15 protein-coding genes are annotated in these 23,288 nt (G+C 70.8%); 11 read left to right on the top strand and 4 right to left on the bottom strand.

What is annotated here, in order from left to right; genetic code table 11:
• Positions 1–110 precede the first annotated feature (110 nt).
• The 6 genes from BG482_RS05115 (at position 111) to galE (ending at position 10,643) form a co-directional block, all read left to right on the top strand.
• Positions 111–3,899, top strand: coding sequence for a ribonuclease E/G (locus BG482_RS05115; RefSeq protein ID WP_079141596.1), 3,789 nt, complete (start codon positions 111–113; stop codon positions 3,897–3,899).
• 456 nt (positions 3,900–4,355) lie between these two features.
• The gene (locus BG482_RS05120) at positions 4,356–5,471 is read left to right on the top strand and encodes a DegT/DnrJ/EryC1/StrS aminotransferase family protein (protein WP_107450384.1); all 1,116 of its coding nucleotides are present in this window, start codon (positions 4,356–4,358) and stop codon (positions 5,469–5,471) included.
• The gene (locus BG482_RS05125; protein ID WP_069767651.1) at positions 5,468–6,493 is read left to right on the top strand and encodes a Gfo/Idh/MocA family protein; all 1,026 of its coding nucleotides are present in this window, start codon (positions 5,468–5,470) and stop codon (positions 6,491–6,493) included. Before BG482_RS05120 ends, BG482_RS05125 begins: the two co-directional genes overlap by 4 nt.
• A gap of 108 nt (positions 6,494–6,601) precedes the next feature.
• On the top strand, positions 6,602–8,308 hold the full coding sequence (locus BG482_RS05130) for a glycosyltransferase (protein ID WP_069767652.1): 1,707 nt from the start codon (positions 6,602–6,604) through the stop codon (positions 8,306–8,308).
• Between the two features lie 9 nt (positions 8,309–8,317).
• A complete protein-coding gene (locus BG482_RS05135; protein WP_069767653.1) occupies positions 8,318–9,601 on the top strand; it encodes a nucleotide sugar dehydrogenase in 1,284 nt (427 codons plus the stop codon).
• Between the two features lie 73 nt (positions 9,602–9,674).
• Positions 9,675–10,643 carry a UDP-glucose 4-epimerase GalE gene (galE, locus tag BG482_RS05140; protein WP_069767654.1) on the top strand — a complete coding sequence of 323 codons (969 nt, stop codon included), beginning with the start codon at positions 9,675–9,677 and terminating at the stop codon, positions 10,641–10,643.
• Positions 10,644–10,742: 99 nt separating this feature from the next.
• On the opposite strand, the gene BG482_RS05145 is transcribed toward galE, so the two are convergent.
• The 4 genes from BG482_RS05145 to BG482_RS05160 all read right to left on the bottom strand — a co-directional run bounded on the left by BG482_RS05145 (position 10,743) and on the right by BG482_RS05160 (position 16,304).
• Positions 10,743–12,896, bottom strand: a complete 2,154-nt coding sequence (locus tag BG482_RS05145; RefSeq protein WP_069767655.1) for a glycosyl transferase — start codon at positions 12,894–12,896, stop codon at positions 10,743–10,745.
• Positions 12,893–14,137, bottom strand: coding sequence for a glycosyltransferase (locus BG482_RS05150; RefSeq protein WP_176741315.1), 1,245 nt, complete (start codon positions 14,135–14,137; stop codon positions 12,893–12,895). Before BG482_RS05150 ends, BG482_RS05145 begins: the two co-directional genes overlap by 4 nt.
• Before the next feature lie 202 nt (positions 14,138–14,339).
• Positions 14,340–15,443, bottom strand: a complete 1,104-nt coding sequence (gene wecB, locus BG482_RS05155; RefSeq protein ID WP_069767657.1) for a non-hydrolyzing UDP-N-acetylglucosamine 2-epimerase — start codon at positions 15,441–15,443, stop codon at positions 14,340–14,342.
• A 258-nt stretch (positions 15,444–15,701) separates the two neighbouring features.
• Positions 15,702–16,304: an acyltransferase gene (locus BG482_RS05160; protein ID WP_069767658.1), complete on the bottom strand. Its 603-nt coding sequence runs from the start codon at positions 16,302–16,304 to the stop codon at positions 15,702–15,704.
• Positions 16,305–16,676: 372 nt separating this feature from the next.
• Between BG482_RS05160 and rplU the strand changes: the two genes are divergently transcribed.
• The 5 genes from rplU to BG482_RS05185 all read left to right on the top strand — a co-directional run bounded on the left by rplU (position 16,677) and on the right by BG482_RS05185 (position 23,248).
• The gene (gene rplU / locus BG482_RS05165) at positions 16,677–16,997 is read left to right on the top strand and encodes a 50S ribosomal protein L21 (protein ID WP_007381993.1); all 321 of its coding nucleotides are present in this window, start codon (positions 16,677–16,679) and stop codon (positions 16,995–16,997) included.
• Between the two features lie 14 nt (positions 16,998–17,011).
• The gene (gene rpmA / locus BG482_RS05170; protein WP_007381992.1) at positions 17,012–17,266 is read left to right on the top strand and encodes a 50S ribosomal protein L27; all 255 of its coding nucleotides are present in this window, start codon (positions 17,012–17,014) and stop codon (positions 17,264–17,266) included.
• A 120-nt stretch (positions 17,267–17,386) separates the two neighbouring features.
• On the top strand, positions 17,387–18,823 hold the full coding sequence (gene obgE / locus BG482_RS05175; protein ID WP_069767659.1) for a GTPase ObgE: 1,437 nt from the start codon (positions 17,387–17,389) through the stop codon (positions 18,821–18,823).
• Between the two features lie 664 nt (positions 18,824–19,487).
• Positions 19,488–20,987, top strand: a complete 1,500-nt coding sequence (locus tag BG482_RS05180) for a bifunctional cytidylyltransferase/SDR family oxidoreductase (protein WP_069767660.1) — start codon at positions 19,488–19,490, stop codon at positions 20,985–20,987.
• A gap of 158 nt (positions 20,988–21,145) precedes the next feature.
• Positions 21,146–23,248 carry a hypothetical protein gene (locus BG482_RS05185; protein ID WP_079141597.1) on the top strand — a complete coding sequence of 701 codons (2,103 nt, stop codon included), beginning with the start codon at positions 21,146–21,148 and terminating at the stop codon, positions 23,246–23,248.
• The last annotated feature ends 40 nt before the right edge of the window (positions 23,249–23,288 follow it).

Consider the following 23,288-nt stretch of genomic DNA (forward strand, 5'->3'; position numbering starts at 1 on the left):
CCACCGCGGGCGGCGTGAAGAAGGACGAAGCGGAGTCGGCCGGCAAGAAGCGCTGACGGCCGACGGTACGACGACGAGGGCGCCCGGGTTCTGCCGGGCGCCTTCGTCGTGTGCGGGCGGGTTCAGTCGCCGCGGGCCGCCAGCGACAGGGTGCGCTGGGCGGCCGCCACCACGGCCGCGTGACCACGCCCACGGAGACTCCGGCCGAGGCCGTGGAGTCCGCCGAGGCGGAGTCCGCGCCCGAGGAGCCCGTCGCCCAGGCTGCCGAGGAGGCGCCTGCCGAGGCCGCTCCGCGCACGCGGCGCCGCGCCACCCGGCGGGTGACCGCGCCCGTCGCCACGCCGGAGGCCGAGACCCCGGCCGAAGCCGCCGGAGTCGTCGAAGCCGCAGAGCCTGTCGCGACGGAGGCGCCCGCGGTGGCCGAGGAGGCGGCCGAGCCGGCCGCTCCGCGCTCCCGTCGGCGTGCCACCCGTCGCGTCTCCGCGCCCGCCGCCGAGATCCCCGAGGTCTCCGCACCCCAGGCGCCCGAGCCTGCCGAGGCCCCCGAGGAGCCGGTCGCTCCCGCCGCCGTCGAGGAGCCGAAGGCCCCCGAGGCTCCCGAGGCCCCTGCCGCCGACGAGGACGCCGGCCCGCGCCGCGGCCGCCGGCGGGTGGTCCGCCGGGCCGCCGGAGGCTTCTCCGCGCCCGAGCCCGTCAAGGGTGAGGAGGACGACGCGCCGCGCCGTCCGGCGCGCCCCGCGGTCGCCGTGTTCCAGGCGCCCGTGTTCGCCGAGCCGCAGTTCCAGACCCCGCAGCGGGCCGCAGCCCAGGCCGCCGCCGAGGCGGAGACCGTCGTGGCGGAGGAGCCCGAAGAGGTGCAGAGCGCCCCGGAGCTTTCCGAGGAGCCCGCCGGTTCGCGTCGCCGTCGTCGCCGCAGGACCGCCGGCGCCGGCGAGGAGGCCGAGTCCGGCCGCACCGCCGCGCCGGCCGCACAGGCCGCCGAGACCGCGGCGCCCTCCGCCCGACACGAGGCGGAGAGCGAGCCGGACGAGGCCGACGAAGCCGACGAGGCTGCCGAGGACGTCGTCGAGAGCGATGACGACAGCGAGGAGACCGGGTCGCGTCGTCGTCGCCGCCGCGGCGGCCGTCGTCGCCGTCGTGGCGACGCGGCCGACGGCGAGGGGGAGTCCGGCGACGCCGACTCCGACGAGCTCGCCGCCGAGCAGGCCGCCCAGGACGCCGAGGACAGCGCCGAGCAGGAGGACGAGGACGCGGAGGACGAGGACGCGGGCGGTTCCACCGCCGGCAGCCGTCGTCGCCGTCGCCGTCGGCGCCGGGCCGGGGACTCCTCCACCGAGGCCGAGCCCGTCGTCGGGGACCCGGAGCGCACGGTCGTCAAGGTCCGCGAGCCGCGCAAGCCCTCCGAGCCGTCCGACGAGGTGCAGTCCATCAAGGGCTCGACCCGTCTGGAGGCCAAGAAGCAGCGCCGCCGGGAAGGCCGTGAACAGGGTCGCCGCCGCGTGCCGATCATCACCGAGGCCGAGTTCCTGGCCCGGCGCGAGGCCGTCGAGCGGGTGATGGTCGTCCGCCAGAGCGGCGAGCGCACCCAGATCGGCGTCCTCGAGGACAACGTGCTCGTCGAGCACTACGTCAACAAGGAGCAGGCCACCTCGTACGTCGGCAACGTGTACCTGGGCAAGGTGCAGAACGTGCTGCCGTCGATGGAGGCCGCGTTCATCGACATCGGCAAGGGGCGCAACGCCGTCCTGTACGCCGGAGAGGTCAACTTCGAGGCGCTCGGCATGGCCAACGGGCCGCGCCGCATCGAGGCCGCCCTCAAGTCGGGCCAGCCGGTCCTCGTGCAGGTGACGAAGGACCCGATCGGCCACAAGGGCGCCCGTCTGACCAGCCAGGTCTCCCTTCCGGGCCGCTACCTCGTGTACGTGCCCGAGGGCTCGATGACCGGCATCAGCCGCAAGCTGCCCGACACCGAGCGGGCCCGGCTGAAGACGATCCTCAAGAAGATCGTCCCCGAGGACGCGGGCGTCATCGTGCGCACCGCCGCCGAGGGTGCGAGCGAGGACGAGCTGCGCCGTGACGTCGAGCGTCTGCAGGGGCAGTGGGAGGAGATCCAGAAGAAGGCCAAGAGCGGCAACGCTCCGACGCTGCTGTACGGCGAGCCGGACATGACCGTCCGGGTCGTTCGCGACATCTTCAACGAGGACTTCTCCAAGGTCATCGTCAGCGGCGACGAGGCCTGGTCGACCATCCACGGCTATGTCTCGCACGTGGCCCCCGACCTCGCCCAGCGGCTGTCGAAGTGGACGTCCGAGGTCGACGTCTTCGCCACCTACCGGATCGACGAGCAGCTCGCCAAGGCGCTGGACCGCAAGGTCTGGCTGCCCAGCGGCGGCTCGCTGGTGATCGACCGGACCGAGGCCATGGTCGTGGTCGACGTCAACACCGGAAAGTTCACCGGTCAGGGCGGCAACCTCGAAGAGACGGTCACCAGGAACAACCTGGAGGCGGCCGAGGAGATCGTGCGTCAGCTGCGGCTGCGCGACCTCGGCGGCATCATCGTGATCGACTTCATCGACATGGTGCTGGAGTCCAACCGGGACCTGGTGCTGCGGCGACTGCTGGAGTGCCTGGGCCGCGACCGGACCAAGCACCAGGTCGCCGAGGTCACCTCGCTGGGCCTGGTGCAGATGACCCGCAAGCGGGTCGGCCAGGGTCTGCTGGAGTCCTTCTCCGAGACCTGCGTGCACTGCAACGGGCGCGGTGTCATCGTCCACATGGAGCAGCCGACGTCCGTCGGCGGCGGCGCCAAGCGCAAGAAGCGCGGCCGCGGCGGCGACGGACAGGGCCACGACCACGAGTACGAGACCGCGGCGACCGAGGTCGTCGAGCCGTACGCGGGCGCCGAGCCGGAGACGGAGAGCGAGGCCGAGGTCGCCGCGGAGGTGGCCGAGCCGGTCGCGCTGGCCGCCCCCGAGTTCGCCGTGGACGAGGAGCTGTACAGCAGCGTCGCCGAGGCGGAGGCCGCCGCCACGCGTGGCCGGGGCCGACGCCGGTCGAGCCGCAGGGCGTCCGCTCCGGCGGGCGCGCCGAGGGGCGGGTCGCGCCGTGCGGGCGGCTCCGAGGCGTTCGTCTCGGAGCTGTCGGCCGGGACCGCGGAGGAGGCCGTCGACGCGCCCACCGCGCAGGACGTCACCGTCGAGGCGGAGACCGAGCGTCCGGTGCAGCCGGCCGAGACGGTCACTGCGCACACGGAGCCGGTCGCCGTCGAGGACCCGGTCGTCGAGGCCCCCGCCGAGACCCCGGTCGCCGAGGACGCCGCGCCCAAGGGCCGCACGCGCCGCCGCGCCACCCGCAAGGTGTCCGCGCCGGCCGGGTCGCCCGCGGGGGCGGAGGCCGCCGTGGTGACGGTCACCGAGACCCCGGTCGTCGTGACGCCGGTCGCCGAGACCGCTCCGGTGGAGCAGCCGGAGGCCGAGCAGGCCGCCGAGCCGGTCGCCGAGAGCGCGGCCCCGGCCCGTCCGCGGCGCCGCGCCGTGCGCAAGGCCACCGCGCCGACCGCCTCCGAGGAGACGGCCGTCGTGGTCGTACCGTCGGTCGCGGCGGACGCCACGGCCGAGCCCGCGTCCGAGGGAGTGTCCGAGGCGACGTCCGAGGGGGCCGCCGCGCCCGCCGAGGACGCGCAGGACGCTCCGGCGAAGAAGACGGCCGCTCGCAAGACCGCGAAGAAGGCCACCGCGAAGAAGGCCGCCACCAAGAAGACGGCGGCGGCCAAGACGACGGCCGCGAAGAAGACCGCCGCCAAGAAGACGACGGCCAAGAAGGCGGCCAAGTCGGTGTCGAAGAAGACCGTGGCGGCGCAGCCGAGTGTGCCGTCCGTCACGGCCTCGACGGAGGACTGACCCCGCCCGGCGCGGGTACTCACGGCGCGGGCGGCCGGACATCCGGCCGCCCGCGCCGGCGTTTCACCCGCCTCCCGCGCCCGCGTCGCCGTGCGTTCACCGGGGAGTTACTCTGTGTCTCGCTTGTGATGGAGCGCACCCGCGCGGTGGGTTTCGGGGTGGTGACCCTGGGCAAGATCGTCGTCTCCAGACTGGTAACGTGCACTCTGGTCTCGGTGGCCGAAGACATGCACACCGTGACCACAGCCGAAGAGCACATCCGGTCTTCCAGCCCGGAGACGGCTGACTTCCCGCAAGGAACCCTCACGGGGCGGGGTCCTGTGTACAAGCCGTCCGCCCGCCCACAGGCGTCGGCGGACAACCAGGGATGCGGCCGTGCTGTGCATCGACACGGTCCCTTCCCGACCATGCATGACGTGGTGCGCCTTCGAGGTCGCCGTAGAGGAGGGGATGTCGATGACCGACGCCCATGAGTTCATACCGGCCGCCAAACCAGTGATCGGCGAGGAGGAGATCGAAGCCGCCGTGCGTGTTCTGCGCAGCGGCATGGTCGTCCAGGGGCCCGAGGTGGCCGCCTTCGAGGAGGAGTTCTCGGAGCTGGTCGAGGGACGTCACTGCGTCGCGGTCAACTCCGGCACCTCAGCGCTGCACCTGTCGCTCCTCGCCCTCGGCCTCGGCCCGGGCGACGAGGTCATCGTGCCGTCGTTCTCCTTCGCCGCCTCCGCCAACGCGGTGCGGCTGGTCGGCGCGGACGTCGTGTTCGCCGACGTCGACCCGGAGACGTTCTGCCTGGACCCGGCCGCGGTCGAGGCCGCCCTGTCGCCGCGCACGGCCGCGATCATGCCGGTGCACCTGTACGGTCACCCGGCGGCCATGGACAAGATCATGGAGATCGGCCGGCAGCACGGGCTCGCCGTCGTCGAGGACGCCTGCCAGGCCCACGCGGCCGCGCTGAACGGCACCCCGGTCGGCGCGTTCGGCGCCGCGGGCACCTTCAGCTTCTACCCGACGAAGAACATGCACAGCCTCGAGGGCGGCATGATCTCCACCGGGGACGCGGAGACCGCGCGGACCCTTCGCCTGCTGCGCAACCAGGGCATGGAGAAGCGCTACGCCAACGAGATCGTCGGCGCCAACGTGCGCATGACGGACGTCTCGGCGGCGATCGGCCGCGTGCAGCGCCGCAAGCTGGACGGCTGGACCGAACAGCGCATCGCCAACGCCGCCTACCTCACCGAGCACATCACGGCGCCGAACGTGATCACGCCGAAGGTCGCCGAGGGCGCCCGGCACATCTACCACCAGTACACGGTGCGCATCCAGGGCGACCGCGACGCCGCCATGGCCCGGCTGACCGAGGCCGGCATCGGCAACGCGGTGTACTACCCGACGCCCATCCACCGGCTGAAGCCGTACTGGGAGCCCGACCAGAAGGCGGGCCGCGACTGGGACCTGCCCGAGACCGACCGTGCGGCCGCCGAGGTCGTGTCCCTGCCCGTGCACCCGGCCCTGTCCACGCAGGACCTGGAGCGCATCGTCACCGCCGTCAATGCTCTGGGGGAGCAACTGTGAGTACCGGGAAGTCGCTGCGAGCGGGACTCGTCGGCCTCGGTTCCATGGGGCGTCACCACGCCCGTGTCCTGTCGGGTCTGGACGCCGTCGACCTCGTCGGCGTCGTCGACCCGATGGGGGACAAGTTCGGCGCCGCCCAGGGCGCGCCGATCCTGAACAGCGTCGAGGAGCTCATCGCCCTCGGTGTGGACTACGCGGTGGTGGCCTGCCCGACGCATCTGCACGAAGAGGTCGGGCTGGCGCTCGCCGACGCCGGCGTCTGCGCGCTGATCGAGAAGCCGGTCGCGGAGTCCGTGGAGGGCGCCCGCCGCCTCGTCGAGGCTTTCGAGTCCAAGGGCCTGGTGGCCGGCGTCGGTCACATCGAGCGGTGCAACCCGGCGCTGCTCTCGCTGCGCGCCCGCCTGGAGGCCGGCGAGCTCGGCGACGTCTACCAGGTCGTCACCCGCCGCCAGGGTCCCTTCCCGCACCGGATCGCGGACGTCGGCGTCGTCAAGGACCTCGCCACGCACGACATCGACCTCACCGGCTGGGTCACCGGTCGCCAGTACGTGTCGATCGCCGCGCACACCGTCTCCAAGAGCGGTCGTGAGCACGAGGACATGGTCTCCGCGGTGGGCCGCCTCGACGACGGCACCATGGTCAACCACCTGGTGAACTGGCTGAGCCCGCTCAAGGAGCGGTTCACCTCGGTCACGGGTGAGCGCGGCTGCTTCATCGCCGACACCCTCACCGCCGACCTGACGTTCCACTCCAACGCGGCGGTGACCACCGAGTGGGAGGCCCTGCGGGCCTTCCGCGGCGTCTCCGAGGGCGACATGGTCCGGTACGCCATCCCGAAGCGCGAGCCGCTGCAGGTCGAGCACGAGCTCTTCCGGGACGCGGTGCTCGGCAAGCCCGTCGACATCTGCTCCCTGCGCCAGGGCATGCGGACCGTCGAGGTCGCGGCTGCGCTTCTGGAATCGGCCGCCCACAACACCAGCGTTACGCTTCCGGTGGAGGACCTGGCCGTCCATGGCAGCTGAGCATCACACATCGGGGGAACGGTGCGTGCTCGGCGGGACTCCTATGTTCTGTGAGACTTTCCCCGCAGGACCAAGCCGGCCCGGCCGGCGGAGACCAGGAGCCCTAGCATGAGTGCTGCGCCTGACGTCAGCGTCGTCGTCGCGGTATACAACACGATGCCGTACCTGACGGAGTGCCTGAACTCCCTGGTCAACCAGACCATCGGACGCGAGCGGCTGGAGATCGTCGCCGTCGACGACGGCTCCACCGACGACAGCGGCCGCGAACTCGACCGGTTCGCGGCCCTGTACCCGGACACCGTCAAGGTGATCCACCAGTCGAACTCCGGCGGCCCGGCCGCGCCCAGCAACCGGGCGCTGGAGGTGGCCGCCGGCCGGTACGTGTACTTCATCGGCTCCGACGACTACCTCGGCGAGGAGGCGTTGGAGCGCATGGTGGACTACGCCGACAAGCACGATTCGGACGTGGTCGTCGGCAAGATGGTCGGCACCAACGGCCGTTACGTCCATCAGGCGCTCTACAAGACGAGCGACCCGGACGTCAGTCTGTACGACTCCGCGCTGCCCTTCACCCTGGCCAACACCAAGCTGTTCCGCCGGGAGCTGGTCGAGAAGCACAAGCTGCGCTTCCCCGAGCACCTGCCGGTGGGCAGCGACCAGCCGTTCACCATCGAGGCGTGCGTCCGCGCGAAGAAGATCTCGGTGGTGGCCGACTACACCTGCTACTACGCGGTCAAGCGCGGCGACGCCAGCAACATCACCTACCGGGCCGACCATCTGGCGCGGCTGCGTGCGGCCGGCGAGATCATGGACTTCGCGGCCGGTCTCGTCGAGGCGGGTCCCCAGCGGGACGCGCTGCTGCGTCGGCACTTCACCTGGGAGCTCGCCAAGCTCGTCCAGGACGACTTCCCCGGCCTGGACCGCGAGCTCCAGCGGCAGATCTGCGCGGGCATCGCGCGGCTCGCCGACGTGTACTTCACCGACGGCGTCCGTGACGCGATGGACGTCAAGCGCCGGGTGCGCATAGCGCTGGCCAGGGCCGGTGCGATCGACGAGCTCGCCGAGGCGATCAGCTCGGAGAGTGAGCACGGGGCGCCCCCGTTCGTCCTGGAGGGCGGACGGGCCTTCGCTCGTTACGCCGGTTTCCGCGACCCGCGCATCGGCCTGGCGGACCGGGTCTACGAGCTGGTCGGGGAGTCCGTTCCCGGCCGTCTCGCCCAGGGCACCGAGCTGCTGGCCTCCGCCTGGGAACAGGACGGCGAGGCGCTTGCCTACACGCTCTCCGTCCGGGTGCCGGTGCTCGGCGACGTCCAGGGCAGCGTGGTCCGGCTCGCCACGAAAGCCATGCCCAAGTCGGCGGACAAGCCCGGCGCGCGTCGGCTGAAGGCCGACCACGTCCTGCCGCCGCCGGTGGGCGAGGTGACGTGCGAGCCGTCCGGGGACGGCGCGGCCACCGTGCTGCACGCCCGGATCCCGCTGGAGTACGTCACCGTCAGGCGCGGTGTGCGGGTATACCTGGACGTGGCCGGTTCGACGTACGAGATTCCCGTGCGGGGCAAGGACCTGCCCATGCCGCTGGCCTGCCTCTGGGGCCGGGAGGGGGACCCCTACCGGGCGTCGGCCATCGTCAACGACAAGGGGCGTGTCGTGATCGACACGGCTCGGATGTACCCGCCGAAGAGCGCTCTGCTGCTCCGGGCGCTGGCAGCTCCCGCCCGGAAGCTGAAGTCCTTGGCCGTCCGCTCCAGGGCGGCCGGCGTCAGAAAGTTGAAGTCCGCCGGTTTCAAGAAGCCGACCGGTTTGAAAAGGAAGTAGCGACCCTCCATGAACATCTGTGTAGTAGCACTCGGCAAGATCGGCCTTCCGCTGGCCGTGCAGTTCGCCTCCAAGGGCCACCGGGTCATCGGCGCGGACGTCAACGAGAAGGTCGTCGAGCTGGTCAACGCCGGCGTCGAGCCGTTCCCCGGCGAGCACGACCTCGACGTCAAGCTGAAGCAGGCCGTCGACGCCGGGCTGCTGAGCGCGACGACCGACACCGCGTCCGCGGTCGCCGAGTCCGAGGCGGTCGTCGTGGTCGTCCCGCTGTTCGTGGACGCCGAGGGCACCCCGGACTTCGGCTGGATGGACTCCGCGACGAAGGCGATCGCCCAGGGCCTCAAGCCCGGCACGCTGGTCTCGTACGAGACGACCCTCCCGGTCGGCACCACCCGCACCCGCTGGGCGCCGATGCTGGCCGAGGGCTCGGGCCTGACCGCGGGCGACGACTTCCACCTCGTCTTCTCCCCGGAGCGCGTCCTGACCGGCCGCGTCTTCTCCGACCTGCGCCGCTACCCCAAGCTGGTCGGCGGCATCGACGAGGCGTCGAGCGCCCGTGGCGTGGAGTTCTACGAGCAGGTCCTCGACTTCGACGAGCGTGCCGACCTGCCCCGGCCGAACGGCGTCTGGGACCTGGGCACCGCGGAGGCCTCCGAGCTGGCCAAGCTCGCCGAGACCACCTACCGGGACGTCAACATCGGCCTGGCGAACCAGTTCGCGCGCTTCGCCGACCAGAACGACATCGACGTCAAGAAGGTCATCGAGGCCTGCAACTCGCAGCCCTACAGCCACATCCACCAGCCGGGCATCGCCGTCGGCGGCCACTGCATCCCGATCTACCCGCGGATGTACCTGTGGAACGACCCGGCCGCGACCGTCGTGCGCTCCGCGCGTGAGGCCAACGCCGCGATGCCCGAGTACGCCGTCGACCTGCTGGCCGCCGCGTACGGCGACCTGACCGGCGTGAACGTGCTCGTCCTGGGCGCCGCCTACCGCGGCGGCGTGAAGGAGACGGCCTTCTCGGGCGTCTTCCCGACCGTCGAGGCCCTCAAGGCGCGCGGCGCGGTCCCGTTCGTCTCGGACCCGATGTACACCGACGCGGAGCTCCTCGCGCACGGCCTGACCCCGCACGCGGGCGAGAAGGTCACCGCGGCGATCCTGCAGGCCGACCACGCCGAGTACCGCACCCTGACCCCGGCCGACCTGCCGGACGTCACCGTCCTGGTCGACGGTCGCCGCACGACGGACCCGGAGGCCTGGAAGGGCGTCCGCCGCGTCGTCATCGGCGGCTGACACCCGTACGCGAGCAACCTCGTGGCCCCGCCCCGCACCTCGGGGCGGGGTCCTCGTGCAGGAAGGTTTTCCCATGTCCTGGCTGATCACGGGCGGAGCCGGATTCATCGGCTCGCATGTCGTGAAGGCGATGACGGACGCCGGCGAGCGGGTCGTCGTCCTCGACGATCTGAGCACGGGCCGGGCCGAGCGGCTCCCGGACGGTGTGGTGCTGGAGGTCGGCACGGTCCTCGACGGGGACACCGTCGCACGCGTGCTGCGCGAGCACGGCATCACCGGCATCGTGCACATCGCGGGCAAGAAGCAGGTGGCCGAGTCCGTGGACCGGCCGCTGTACTACTACCGCGAGAACGTCGAGGGCATGCGGGTCCTGCTCGACGCGGCCGTCTCCGCGGGGATCGGACGGTTCCTGTTCTCCTCGTCCGCCGCCGTGTACGGCATGCCCGACGTCGACCTCGTCACCGAGAAGACGCCGTGCGCGCCGATCAACCCCTACGGTGAGACCAAGCTCGCGGGCGAATGGCTGGTCGGGGCGGTCGGCGCCCGCCACGGCATGGCGACCGCCTCGCTGCGCTACTTCAACGTGGCGGGCGCCGCCACCCCCGAGCTCGGTGACGAAGGCGTCTTCAACCTCGTCCCCATGGTCTTCGAACGCCTGGAGGCGGACGAGGCCCCGCGGATCTTCGGTGACGACTACGCGACGCCCGACGGGACCTGCGTCCGCGACTACATCCACGTCGAGGACATCGCCGCCGCCCATGTCGCGGCCGCCCGACGGCTGGCCGCCGATCCGGACGCCCGGCTGGTCCTCAACATCGGCCGGGGCGAGGGGGTCTCGGTCGCCGAGATGATCGGTGTGATCCAGGAGGTCACCGGTCGTGCGGAGGCCGCACCCCTGGTGTCCGGTCGCCGACCGGGGGACCCGGCCCGGGTCGTCGCCTCCGCCGACCTCATCCGCGAGGAACTCGGCTGGAGCGCGGAGCGCGATGTGCGGGAGATGGTGGAGTCCGCGTGGGCGGGATGGCGGCTGCGGCACCCCTGAGCGCGCCCGCGCGAGGCATGAGGTGTTCGGTGAGCGCATGAGTGAGGGCCCCTGGAACAGATCCCGGGGCCCTCACTCATGCGGTGCGACGGCGGCCGCTCAGCCGGCCTGCTCGTCGTCGAGGAACAGCTCCTCGAAGTGCTTCTGCACCACGGGCCAGTCCCACACCGTCAGTGCGTGCTCGGCGGCGAGCTTGCCCGCCCCGCGCCAGGACTCCTCCGTGGCCGTGATCTTCAGGATCCGCTCGGCCGCCTCTGCGGGAGAGGCCACCACCCAGCCCTCGGGGTAGAGGGTACGGGCGCTGTTCGGCTTGCCCGCGTAGAACGGCCAGTCGCGGACCACGGGGACGGCACCGCTGGCGGCGCCCTCCATCAGGCCGACGTGGCAGCCCTCGCGGACCGAGGAGCTCAGGATCGTACCGATCTCGACGAGCTTCGACGGGACGTCGTCCGTCGCGCCCAGCCGGACCACCGCGCCGGACTCCTCCAGTGGCTCCAGCAGCTCCTCGAACTCGTTCAGGTAGTCCTTCGTGGCCCGGCTGGTCTTCGGGTCCATGTCGCCCCCGACCAGCAGCAGCCGGTAGCGCTCGTCGTGCTTGCGGACCCGCGCCAGGACGTCCAGGGCCCACTTCGGGTCCTTCGCGACCTGGCTGATGCCGACCAGACCGAGGTTGAAGCGGGCCTCGGCCGGCTTCACCCGGTTGAAGCCCGACAGGTCCATGGCGTTGTCGATGAGGTGGAACCGCGGAGCCTGCTCGCCGCGCAGCGTCGGCACGAGCGAGGCAGTCAGGTCCTGCACGTGCGGGGCGACGAAGACCATGTCGTCGATCCGGGAGAAGTCCGTCATGTGCGGCCAGCGCGTGAAGGCCTCGTAGCTGTGCAGGCGCACGACGATCCGGGTGTCGCCCGGGTCGATCGTGGTGAGCATCGCGGCCGGACCCGCCGCCCACTCGAGGAACAGGGTGTCGGCCCAGTCGAGGTGCGGGCGCATCAGGCGCTCCACCTCTTCCTGGTAGTCGCTCGTGTCGCCCGCCAGGCGGTCCTTGAGCATCCGCGGGGCCGCCCACGAGATCCGCTTCAGGTGCTTGTTGGCGGCCAGGTCGAGGTAGCGCAGCTCGACGCCGGGGTGGTCGGCGAAGTGTTCCTTGATCAGGTGCAGGAAGTTGTCGTTGGCGCTCGTCGCCACCAGCAGCCGCAGCGGGCGGTCGGTGGGGGCGGGCGCGGCGGGCGCCTTGCGGCCGCGGGGGCGGCTCAGTGCCTGGAACGCCTTGGAGCGGTGCAGCGGGGCGACGAAGCCCTCGGCGTCCTTGGCCAGCGGCGACGACAACTGGTCGATGTGCAGCACCCGGTGGAAATGCAGGAACAGGGCACGGTTCAGCGCCTCGGCGGCGTCGTCGGTCCTCCCCCTGGCGAAGAGCGCGTCGGCGTTGGCGAGCTGGGCGGCTACCGCCCTGCCCAGGTGGCGGGGGCTGATGCCCTTCTTCAGCTCCTGCATGACGCCCTCGTTGTAGAGGTCCGCCCGCAGTTGCAGGTCCGGGATCTTCGACGCGGCGTCCGCCAGGGTGAGCGCGGCGCCGCTGGTACGGCCCGCCCACTGCATGCCTTCGGCGACGTACCGCGAGGTCGCGGCGCGCACCCTTATGGGCACGCCGGGCGCGGTCACCGCCGAGCGCCACAGACGGGCGCCGACACCGGACCGCATCAGGGGCCGGGGGGTGGCGGTGCGCACCAGCTGCGCGGGCAGCCGGTCGACCGAGCGCCTCACGTCACGGGCGACGGCGCTCAGCGGTGGCAGGACGGTGGAACGGCGGACCGTGGGACCGCCCTGTGCCTTCAGCTCCTCCACGGCCTTCAGCGCGGGCGCGAGCCCGAACTTGGCCGCGGCCGTGCGGTTGTACTCGGCGAGCCGCCACACCGTGTACACGGCGGCCACGTCCAGCGCGACGAGGACGTCGGCCTTGCGGCCATGGGAGCGCAGCCACGAATCGCCGCGCACCTGAGTCCAGTTGCGCAGACCACGCGGGGCCTTGCCGAGCCGGCGGCGCACGGCCTGGCTGCGGTGCTTGAGGGTGCGCGGCAGCTGGTGCGCCGTGGCCAGCTCCACCTTGGCGAGTTCCTCGGGGACGCCCTCGGCGTCCAGGTGGAAGATGCCCGCCAGATGCACACGAGCGCCCTGGGCGTTGAACTTGCGCACCGTGTCGGCGAGTACGCCGAAATTAGGCCGGACGGACGCCACGAGCAGGACTTCGGTCACTTGGCGAGCTCCTCGACAAGGTTCTTGACGGCGGAGGACATCAGCGCCTCACGCGTGAACTGGTCGGCGTGGGCCATCGCCTCGGCGTGCTCCTCGTCGGTGGTCTCCACCGCCATGTGGGCGGCCTTGATGAAGGACTCGGTCAGGCCCGCCTCGTCGAGGCCGGGGGCGCCGGTCCACAGCGGGTGGCCCCTCAGCACGTTCGAGGCGTCGTGCTCGACGGCGTGCGCCGACACGATCGGCAGGCCGGTCGCCATGTACTCGTACACCTTGCCGGAGGTGACGAACCGGCCGCCGATGAGGATCAGCACCATGGCGTCCCAGCGGGCGTAGATCGAGGAGACCTCGGCCTTGGCGGCGGGACCGCCGAAGACCACGCCGTCGGCCTCGGCCTCCTTGAAGACCTCGGCATGGCGGTTCGCCCCGCGGCTGGCGCCGTTGCCGAGGTGGCCGCGCAGTTCGAAGCGCGCGTTCGCCAGCAGCGGCTCCTTCGCGCGGGCCGCGCGCCAGGCGTTCAGCACCGTTTCCAGGTGCGGGACGGTGAAGTTGACCGTGCCGAGGTAGCCGAAGACCAGTCCCGACTCGGGGTCGGGGCTGTGCGACCGGCCCGGCGAGCTGTCCGCGTCGTAGCCGTTGCGGACAACGTGCACGCGGTTCGCGAGCTCGGGGTAGCGCTTGCGGTAGTGCTCGGCGATGGGGTCGTTGACGACCCACAGCGACACCGCGTCGGCCAGGATCTTCTGTTCCCAGACGCCCTCGGCGGAGTCGCGGGCGAAAGCCTCGACGCCGTCGATGACGTCGATGGACCAGCCGTCGCGGAAGTCCACCGCGTACGGCACCTTCGCCTCTTCCCACAGCTTCCAGGCCGCGGCGAGGTTCACGTACGGCACGCAGCTGGCGAGCAGCAGGTCCGCCGGGTGCTCCTGGTGGATGCGCAGCACGGCCTCCTCCAGGTCACCGCGCCACTCACCGAAGTTGGGCTCCGGGAACGTCTCGGTCTGGCGCCTGCGGAGCTTGGCGACCCAGCCGTTGGGGTCGAGGGCACGCGCCTCGTCGAAGAGGCGGATGTCCGTCTCGAGGTCGTCGCGCGACAGCGGCAGCTCGACGATCTTCACCCGGGGGTCGACCTGGTCCAGCAGGGAGAGGTCGATGCCCGAGTCGAGTTCCCAGGACTCCCGGGCGATGTTGACGACCGTGACGTCCCAGCCGGCCCTCACGAACTGGTTGGCGGTCTCGCGCATCCGGTACGTGGAACTCTTGGCGGCCGGCGGGAAGCCGATGGCGAGATAGATGACGTGCGGTCGCTTGCCTTCCGCAGGCGGCCCGGACGGGGGAGACGATGACATAGCGGTTGACGCTAGCACGCTGACATGCGCGGACTGTGGGTCACACGTCGCCGCCCGTAAGGGGGCGGCCACGGCCCTCGAATCCGCGTTTCTCATGTCAGACGGGCCGGCTTCCCCCCTTCCATTCCTCCATGAGACGGACGACGTTGTGCGCGGCGCGGCCGTCGCCGTACGGGATGCCGGGATCGTCGGTCGGCACGGCACGGGTCACGGTCTCGGCCCACTTCTGGGGCGTCAGCGCCTGCGGGTCCGGTACGAGGACGTTCCAGCCCGTGGCGACGGTTTCCACCCATTCGGTCTCCGGGCGGATGGTGGTGCAGATGCGCTCCAGCAGGAACGCCTCCTTCTGCAGACCGCCGGAGTCCGTCACCACACCGACCGAGGCCAGGACGGCGGCGACCAGGCTCGCGTAGGGCAGCGGGCGGCCGACGTGCAGGTTGCCCTTGGACAGGTCGATGCCGTGCTCGTGGGCGCGGGCGACGAGTCGCGGGTGGGCGGCGAGCGCCACCGGCACGGGCAGCCCGGCGAGCGAGTCGACGATCGCGGCGAGCCGCTCGGGGTCGTCGGTGTTGTCCGGGCGGTGCAGGGTCGCCAGCAGGAAGGGCTGGGACGGGTCGATGCCCTCGGGCAGTTCCGGCGCGGGGAACTCCCCGGCGCGGACCTGGTCGCGGATGCGCAGGCAGATGTCGACCATCACGTCGCCGGCCAGCCGGGCGCGCTCGGCGAGTCCCTCGTTCGCGAGGTGGCGCATGGCCTCCTCGGTGGGTGCGAGGAGCAGGTCGGCGCTGTGGTCGGTGAGGACGCGGTTGTGCTCCTCCGGCATCCGCCGGTTGAAGGAGCGCAGGCCCGCCTCCAGGTGCGCCACGGGCAGGTGCATCTTCACCGCCGACAGCGCGCCGGCGATGGTGGAGTTGGTGTCGCCGTAGACGAGCACCCAGTCGGGCTGCTCACGCTCGAGGACCGGGTCCAGCGCGGAGAGGACGGCGCCGGTCTGCACGCCGTGGCTGCCGGAGCCCACACCGAGGTGGACGTCCGGGTCCGGGATGCCGAGCCCGGAGAAGAAGACGTCCGAGAGGTCGGCGTCGTAGTGCTGCCCGGTGTGCACGATCACGTGCTCGTGCTCGGTGCCCACGAAGGCGGCCGCGACGGCGGCGAGCTTCACCAACTGGGGACGGGCACCTACGATGCTGATGACTTTCACAGAGCACTCTTCTTCTGGGGGGCGACTGAGCAAAAGAAACGGGTAGGAAGATGGTAGGCAGAGCGTTAGACGCACCAGGTCCGTGACGGGTTGCCCCTCGGCGGGTGCGTCGTGTCCATGCCGTGGTCAGAACACGGCTTCCCTGCTTCTTCCCACCCGGATAACGGTTTCGTGAATTTTGCGTTTGCGTGGGTGGAAACCAGGACAATCGGTGTCGGCCGCGGGACGGCTTCCCTCGCCGACTGCCGCTGAGGGTTCCTACAGGGCGCGCTCCACGAGCGCCCCGTCCTTCTCCTCGTACAGAGAACCGGTCTGGGGGCACTCCCACACCCCGGCCTCCGTGTCCCGCTCCACCAGGCGGACGCCGGCCCGGCCGACCCAGCCGACCCGACGGGCCGGAACGCCTACGACCAGCGCGAAGTCCGGGACGTCCTTGGTCACCACGGCGCCCGCGGCCACCATGGCCCAGCGGCCGATGGCGAGCGGCGCGACGCACACGGAGCGGGCGCCGATCGAGGCGCCGTCGCCGATCCTCACTCCGACGGCCTCCCAGTCACCGCCGCGCTTCTGGTTGCCGTCAGGGTCCACGGAACGCGGGTTGTGGTCGTTGGTGAGCACCACGGCCGGCCCGATGAAGACACCGTCACCGAGTTCGGCGGGCTCGTAGACGAGGGCGTAGTTCTGCAGCTTGCAGTTGTCGCCCATCCGCACGCCCGAGCCGACATACGCGCCGCGGCCCACGACACAGCCCTCACCGAGGCGTGCGCCTTCGCGGATCTGCGCGAGGTCCCAGACGCTGCTCCCGGCGCCGATCTCGGCACGGTCGTCGACCTGGGCACTGGGCTGGACCCTGTAGTTCACTTCTCCGCCTTCCGGGTGTCTGGCATCACCGGGCGAGCATACGGGCCCGCAATCGCAGGGCCCGGGGTGGCCGGTTCCGCTCGCGGCACCGGAGATCGCGGATGGGTCCGGCTCGGCCAGGGCGTCGAGGGGCCGTTGAAGGAAGCTGGTCGGCGGCGCTCGCGACCCGGGAGTCGCCACGGGGCCCGGTTTGACCCCTCCAGCCGGGCCCCGTAGCCTGGTCCCTCGGCGTGTCGGTTGACGTGCCACATCTCCGTAAACCCTCTTCCTCCCGGGTACCGGTACCTAGGTGGCCGGGAGAGGCCGTCCGTGTTCGTTCCCGGGTGGCTGGACTGCGGGGATGCCGTCCCAGAGCGAGAGAGTGAGATCCGCGTGTACGCCATCGTGCGCAGCGGTGGTCGCCAGCACAAGGTTGCTGTCGGCGACATCGTTGAGGTTGACAAGATTTCCACTGCCAAGGTTGGCGACACGGTCGAGCTCTCGACCCTGCTCGTTGTCGACGGTGACGCTGTGACCAGCGACCCGTGGGTTCTGGCCGGCATCAAGGTCCAGGCCGAGGTCGTGGACCACCACAAGGGTGTGAAGATCGACATCCTTCGCTACAAGAACAAGACCGGCTACCGCCGTCGTCAGGGCCACCGCCAGCAGTACACGGCGATCAAGGTCACTGAGATCCCCGCGGCTGCGAAGTAAGGGACTGAGGAGACATGGCACACAAGAAGGGCGCATCGTCCACCCGGAACGGTCGCGACTCCAATGCCCAGCGGCTCGGCGTGAAGCGCTTCGGCGGTCAGGTCGTCAACGCGGGTGAGATCCTGGTCCGCCAGCGCGGCACGCACTTCCACCCCGGCGCGGGCGTCGGCCGTGGCGGCGACGACACGCTGTTCGCGCTGAACGCCGGTGCGGTGGAGTTCGGCACCCACCGTGGCCGCAAGGTCGTGAACATCGTTCCGGTCGCCTGATCGGAAGCTTTCGCGAGGCGGACCTCACTTCCCGTGCGGGAAGGCGGGTCCGCCTTTCGCGTGTTACGCAGTAGACAGATACGTACGTTTCGTTTTGTAGCAAGTGCTGGAGGCACCCACATGACCACCTTCGTGGACCGCGTCGAACTGCATGTCGCCGCGGGTAACGGGGGTCACGGCTGTGCCTCCGTCCACCGTGAGAAGTTCAAGCCGCTCGGCGGCCCCGACGGGGGCAACGGCGGCCGCGGCGGCGATGTGATCCTGGTCGTCGACCAGTCGATCACCACGCTCCTCGACTATCACCACAAGCCTCACCGCAGCGCCACCAACGGCAAGCCCGGCGAGGGCGGCAACCGCTCCGGCAAGGACGGCCAGGACCTGATCCTGCCGGTCCCGGACGGCACGGTGATCCAGGACAGGGCCGGCAACGTGCTGGCGGACCTGGTCGGCCACGGCACCTCGTACGTCGCCGCCCAGGGCGGCCGCGGCGGCCTCGGCAACGCGGCGCTGGCCTCGGCCCGCCGCAAGGCGCCCGGCTTCGCACTGCTCGGCGAGCCCGGCGACCTCCAGGACATCGTCCTGGAGCTGAAGACGGTCGCGGACGTGGCCCTCGTCGGCTACCCGAGCGCGGGCAAGTCCTCGCTGATCTCCGTCCTGTCCGCCGCCAAGCCGAAGATCGCGGACTACCCGTTCACGACCCTCGTCCCGAACCTGGGCGTGGTGACGGCGGGCTCCACGGTCTACACCATCGCCGACGTGCCGGGCCTGATCCCGGGCGCCAGCCAGGGCAAGGGACTGGGCCTGGAGTTCCTGCGCCACGTCGAGCGGTGCAGCGTCCTCGTGCACGTGCTCGACACCGCGACCCTGGAGTCCGAGCGTGACCCGCTCTCCGACCTCGACATCATCGAGGAGGAGCTCAAGCAGTACGGCGGTCTGGGCAACCGGCCGCGGCTCGTGGTGCTCAACAAGATCGACGTGCCGGACGGCAAGGACCTCGCCGAGATGGTCCGCCCGGACCTGGAGGCGCGTGGCTACCGCGTCTTCGAGGTGTCCGCGGTCGCCCACATGGGCCTGAAGGAGCTGTCCTTCGCCATCGCCGAGATGGTGGCCGCGGCGCGTGCGGCCAAGCCGAAGGAGGAGGCGACCCGGGTCGTCATCCGTCCGAAGGCGGTCGACGACACCGGCTTCACCGTCTCGCTGGAGGAGGACGGCCTGTTCCGCGTCCGGGGCGAGAAGCCCGAACGCTGGGTGCGGCAGACCGACTTCAACAACGACGAGGCCGTCGGCTACCTCGCCGACCGGCTCAACCGCCTCGGTGTGGAGGACGCGTTGATGAAGGCGGGCGCCCGTGGCGGCGACGGCGTCGCCATCGGTCCCGAGGACAACGCGGTCGTCTTCGACTGGGAGCCGTCGGTCACGGCCGGCGCCGAGATGCTCGGCCGCCGAGGCGAGGACCACCGCTTCGAGGCTCCGCGCCCCGCGACCCAGCGCCGCAGGGACAAGCAGGCCGAACGCGACGAGGCGGCCCAGGAGTTCGAGGGCTTCGAGCCCTTCTGATCCCCGCCCCGCCCGAACACCGTCGAGGCAGGTTCCCGATCCCGGGGGCCTGCCTCGACCGGCTTCGTCCGCGCCCGCACCGACCTCTCCCGGCGTTCCGTGCGCAGCGCGCCGCACGGTCGGCGATTTCTCGGCGGCTCGTGCCCGGCACGGTGAACCGTTCTCACGAGGTCACCGAGACCGAAATACCGAGAAATACGAGCGACGAATTCCTCGGAATCGGCCTCGCCGGTCCGCTCAATTCTTCCAGGGCCCGGTCCACGACGGGACGTCCTGCCTATGAAGGACAGGTGCAGCCCCGTCGGCCGGAGCGTGAAGATCGGGAACCGTCCCCGGCCGTCCGCTGCGCCGGAAGCGGCCGAACTGGCCGGTCCGGGGCCGGTGGCCCCTGCCCAGGACGCCCTTGGCGGCGATGGCGCCCCTCCAAGACCGTTAGAGTCACACCCGTCACCCTCGGCCGTGGCAATGCGTTACTCCCTGTGGAGTAACTCACAGGATTTACACAGACGTCAGCGGGAAGCCGCGTGGACGTCTCGGCAATCGCCCCGCCGCAGGATGAATGCCAGGTTGCGTGCACATTTGCAGCGAACGACGCTCACCTTGCATCGCGGTAACCGCAAGTGGGACCATTTCCTCGTCCCTGTCGCCCCAAGGTAGGTCCCCTGTGTCCCAGCACATAGCCAAGCCCCGTACCACCGCAGTGATCCTGGCCGGTGGCACCGGCCAGCGGGTGGGTCTGTCGATCCCCAAGCAGTTGCTGAAGATCGCCGGCAAGGCAGTCATCGAGCACACGCTGACCACCTTCGAGAAGGCGGACTCGGTCGACGACATCATCGTGCTGATGGCGCCCGGCTATGTCCCCGACGTCGAGAAGATCGTGTCCAAGGCCGGGTTCAAGAAGGTCCGGGCGATCATCGAGGGCGGCTCCACGCGGAACGAGACGACCGAGCGCGCCATCGCCGCCCTGGGCGAGGGGCTGGCCGACGGCGAGGATCTCAACGTCCTCTTCCACGACGCCGTGCGCCCGCTGCTCTCGCAGCGCGTCATCGACGACTGCGTCACCGCCCTGGAGCGCTACCAGGCCGTCGACGTGGCCATTCCGTCGGCGGACACCATCATCGTCACGCGCACGCACGGTGAGGACGGCGAGTTCATCACCGAGATCCCGGACCGCTCCCGGCTGCGCCGCGGCCAGACCCCGCAGGCGTTCAAGCTGTCCACCATCCGGCGGGCCTACGAGGTGGCGGCGGGCGACCCCAACTTCCAGGCCACCGACGACTGCACGGTCGTCCTGCGCTATCTGCCGGACGTGCCGATCCACGTCGTGGCGGGTGACGAGTACAACATGAAGGTGACTCAGCCCGTCGACGTCTTCATCGCCGACAAGCTCTTCCAGCTGGCCTCCTCCGCCACTCCCGAGCAGAAGGGCGAGGAGGTCTACCGCGAGCTGCTCACGGGCAAGACCGTGGTCGTCTTCGGCGGTTCGTACGGCATCGGCAAGGACATCGCCGAACTCGCCGAGTCCTACGGGGCCCGGGTCTACGCCCTGGGCCGCTCCACCACCGGCACGCACGTGGAGAACCCGGAGGAGGTCGACGACGCCCTGTCCAAGGCCTACAGCGAGACCGGGCGCATCGACTACGTCGTCAACACCGCCGGAGTGCTGCGCATCGGCAAACTGGCCGAGACCGACAACGCGACCATCGAGGAAGCGCTGAAGGTCAACTACCTGGCGCCGGTGCAGATCGCCCGTTCGGCTTACAAGTACCTGGCGGAGACCAAGGGCCAACTGCTGCTGTACACCTCCAGCAGCTACACCCGCGGCCGCGCCGAGTACAGCCTGTACTCCTCGACCAAGGCCGCCATGGTGAATCTCACCCAGGCCCTGTCCGACGAGTGGGCCGGTGACGGCATCCGGGTGAACTGCGTCAACCCCGAGCGCACCGCGACCCCTATGCGGACCAAGGCCTTCGGGCAGGAGCCCGCGGGCAGTCTGCTGTCCTCGGAGGCCGTCGCCCGCACCTCCCTCGACGTGCTGCTTTCCGAGCTCACCGGCCATGTCGTCGACGTCCGTCAGCAGGACCCGACGGCCGCTGCCGGCAAGGCCTCCGACTTCGAACAGGCCTTGGCCGGCGTGCTCGATCGACAGGACGGCGTGGCATAATCAAGGCCAAATAGCCATCGAATTTTCAGGCCTCTGTGGCTCCCGGTTTACCGAGAATTCACAGAGGCCTGAATCCGTAAAACTCCCGAAACCTTTAAAAAGGATTTTCCGGACTTTTAGGCACCTATGACCGGCCCCCTCCCAGAGCAGGTTTCTCCGTGATATCCACCGCTATTCGCGTAGCCCGGGTGGGCAGCGCGGCCGAACTGGTCGCAGCGGTCCTCATGATGCTGGGATACCCCGGTCTCATGGCGACCGCGCTCGTCCCGAGCGCTCCCGCCTTCGCCGTCGCGGCCGCCGTGACCTACCTGGCGGACCTCTATCTCCACCGCAAGCGCAGTCGCCTCATCGGCCTGCTGTCCAAGGTGCGAGCCGGTGTGTCCACCCGGTTCCTGGTCCGCGAGCTGCTGCTGATACTGCTGCTGGCGAGACTCGACCTCTCGCAGGAGCCGGTCTTCTACGCCGCGATCGCGTGCTTCACGGTGTTCTTCGGCCTGCAGGCGCCGCAGGGTGCGCTGGTCACCCTGATCGCCAAGCGCCGCCAGATGCCGGTCGCGACCAGGAACGTCGACCTGGCCTCCCGGCTGCGCATCCCGGACGCCCCGCCGCGCCTGCTGCTGAGCCGCGCCACGGTCAAGATGCTCCACCTCGACCTCGCGGCCGTCGTGGGCCTGCTCGTCTGCGCGATGGGCGACTCGGTGCGCCCGGGCTTCGTCGGCATCGCCGTCACCCTGGGCCTCGGCGCGCTGTACGTCGTCGCGCTGGTGCCGTATCTGCGGGCCAGGCGGCTCCCGCCGAAGGCTCCCAAGGTGCTGGCCACCGTCAGCTCCTGGCTGCGCGAGTACCGGCCCGGGGTGGTCCTGTACTTCTCCGGCTCCGACGACTCCGCCTACCAGGTCAACATGTGGCTGGAGACCATGGAGCAGATGGAGGCCCGGCCGCTGGTGATCCTGCGTGAGCGCGCCGTCCTGGAGAAGATGGCGCCCACGTCGGTCCCGGTCATCTGCGTGCCCGGGGGGGTGCACCTGATGAACCTGGACCTGTCCATGGTGCGGGTCGCGTTGTACTGCGCGAACGTCGGCAAGAACATCCACCTGCTGCGCGTGCCGACCATGAAGCACGTCTTCATCGGCCACGGCGACAGCGACAAGGCCGCCAGCGTCAACCCGTTCAGCAAGGTCTACGACGAGGTGTGGGTCGCCGGCCGGGCGGGGCGCGACCGCTACGCCATCGCCGACGTCGGCATCCGCGACGAGGACATCGTGGAGGTCGGCCGTCCGCAGCTGGCGTCCATCAGGCAGGGCGACGGCGTGCCCGCGGACCGCGTCCCGACGGTGCTGTACGCGCCCACCTGGGAGGGCTGGGACGACAACCCGGGCAACACCTCGCTGCTGCTGGCCGGCGAGAACATCGTGAAGAAGCTGGTCACCGCCGACCCTCCGGTCCGCGTCCTGTACAAGCCGCACCCGTTCACCGGCACCCGCAGCGCCAAGGCCGGCGCCGCGCACCGCCGGATCACCGCCCTGATCAAGAAGGCCGCCGCCCAGCGCGCGAGCGACCCGCGCTTCACCGCGGACCCGACCGCCCAGGCCGCCGCCAAGGCCGAGCTGACCCGGCTCAAGGCCCGCCTGGACGCTCTCTCGCTCGCCTTCGACGAGCGGGCCGACGAGGCCGTCACCAGCCGCGACGCCATCGTCGACGTCCGCAAGCACCAGGAGGCCGCCCGGCTGCGCACCGAGTGGGCCGAGGCCTACTGGCGCTCGTTCCCCTCGTACGAGCACCGGGTGATCACCGGCGCCTCACCGCGTCTGTACGACTGCTTCAACGCCTCCGAGGCGATGGTCTCCGACATCTCCAGCGTGGTCTCCGACTACATCGCGAGCGGCAAGCCCTATGCGGTCACGGACTCCGCGGAGCTGGGCGCGGAGGAGTTCAGGCGGCAGAACACGGCGGTGCGCGCCGCGGTGATCCTCGGCAACGACGCCGCCGAGCTCGACCAGCTCCTGGACGCCGTGCGCGACCCGGCCGGCGACTCGCTGGCGAAGGACCGCAGGGAACTCAAGGAGTACCTGCTCGGACCGGACGAGCCCACCTCCCGCGAGCGGTTCGACACCGCCGTCGGCGACCTCGCGCTGAAGGCCGAGGCGCGCAACGTGGGCCAGGCCTCCCTCGCGGTCGCGCCGGACGACATGCCGGACGGCGAGACGAACGCGGAGGCGGACGGCGAAGCAGCGCGGGCCAGAGACGTCACCACCGCCTGACGCGCGCGTCGCCGAGGGCCGGGTCCCTGGAGAGAATGCT

The organism is Streptomyces sp. LUP30 (assembly GCF_001746365.1).
In the GTDB taxonomy this organism is placed as follows: domain Bacteria; phylum Actinomycetota; class Actinomycetes; order Streptomycetales; family Streptomycetaceae; genus Streptomyces.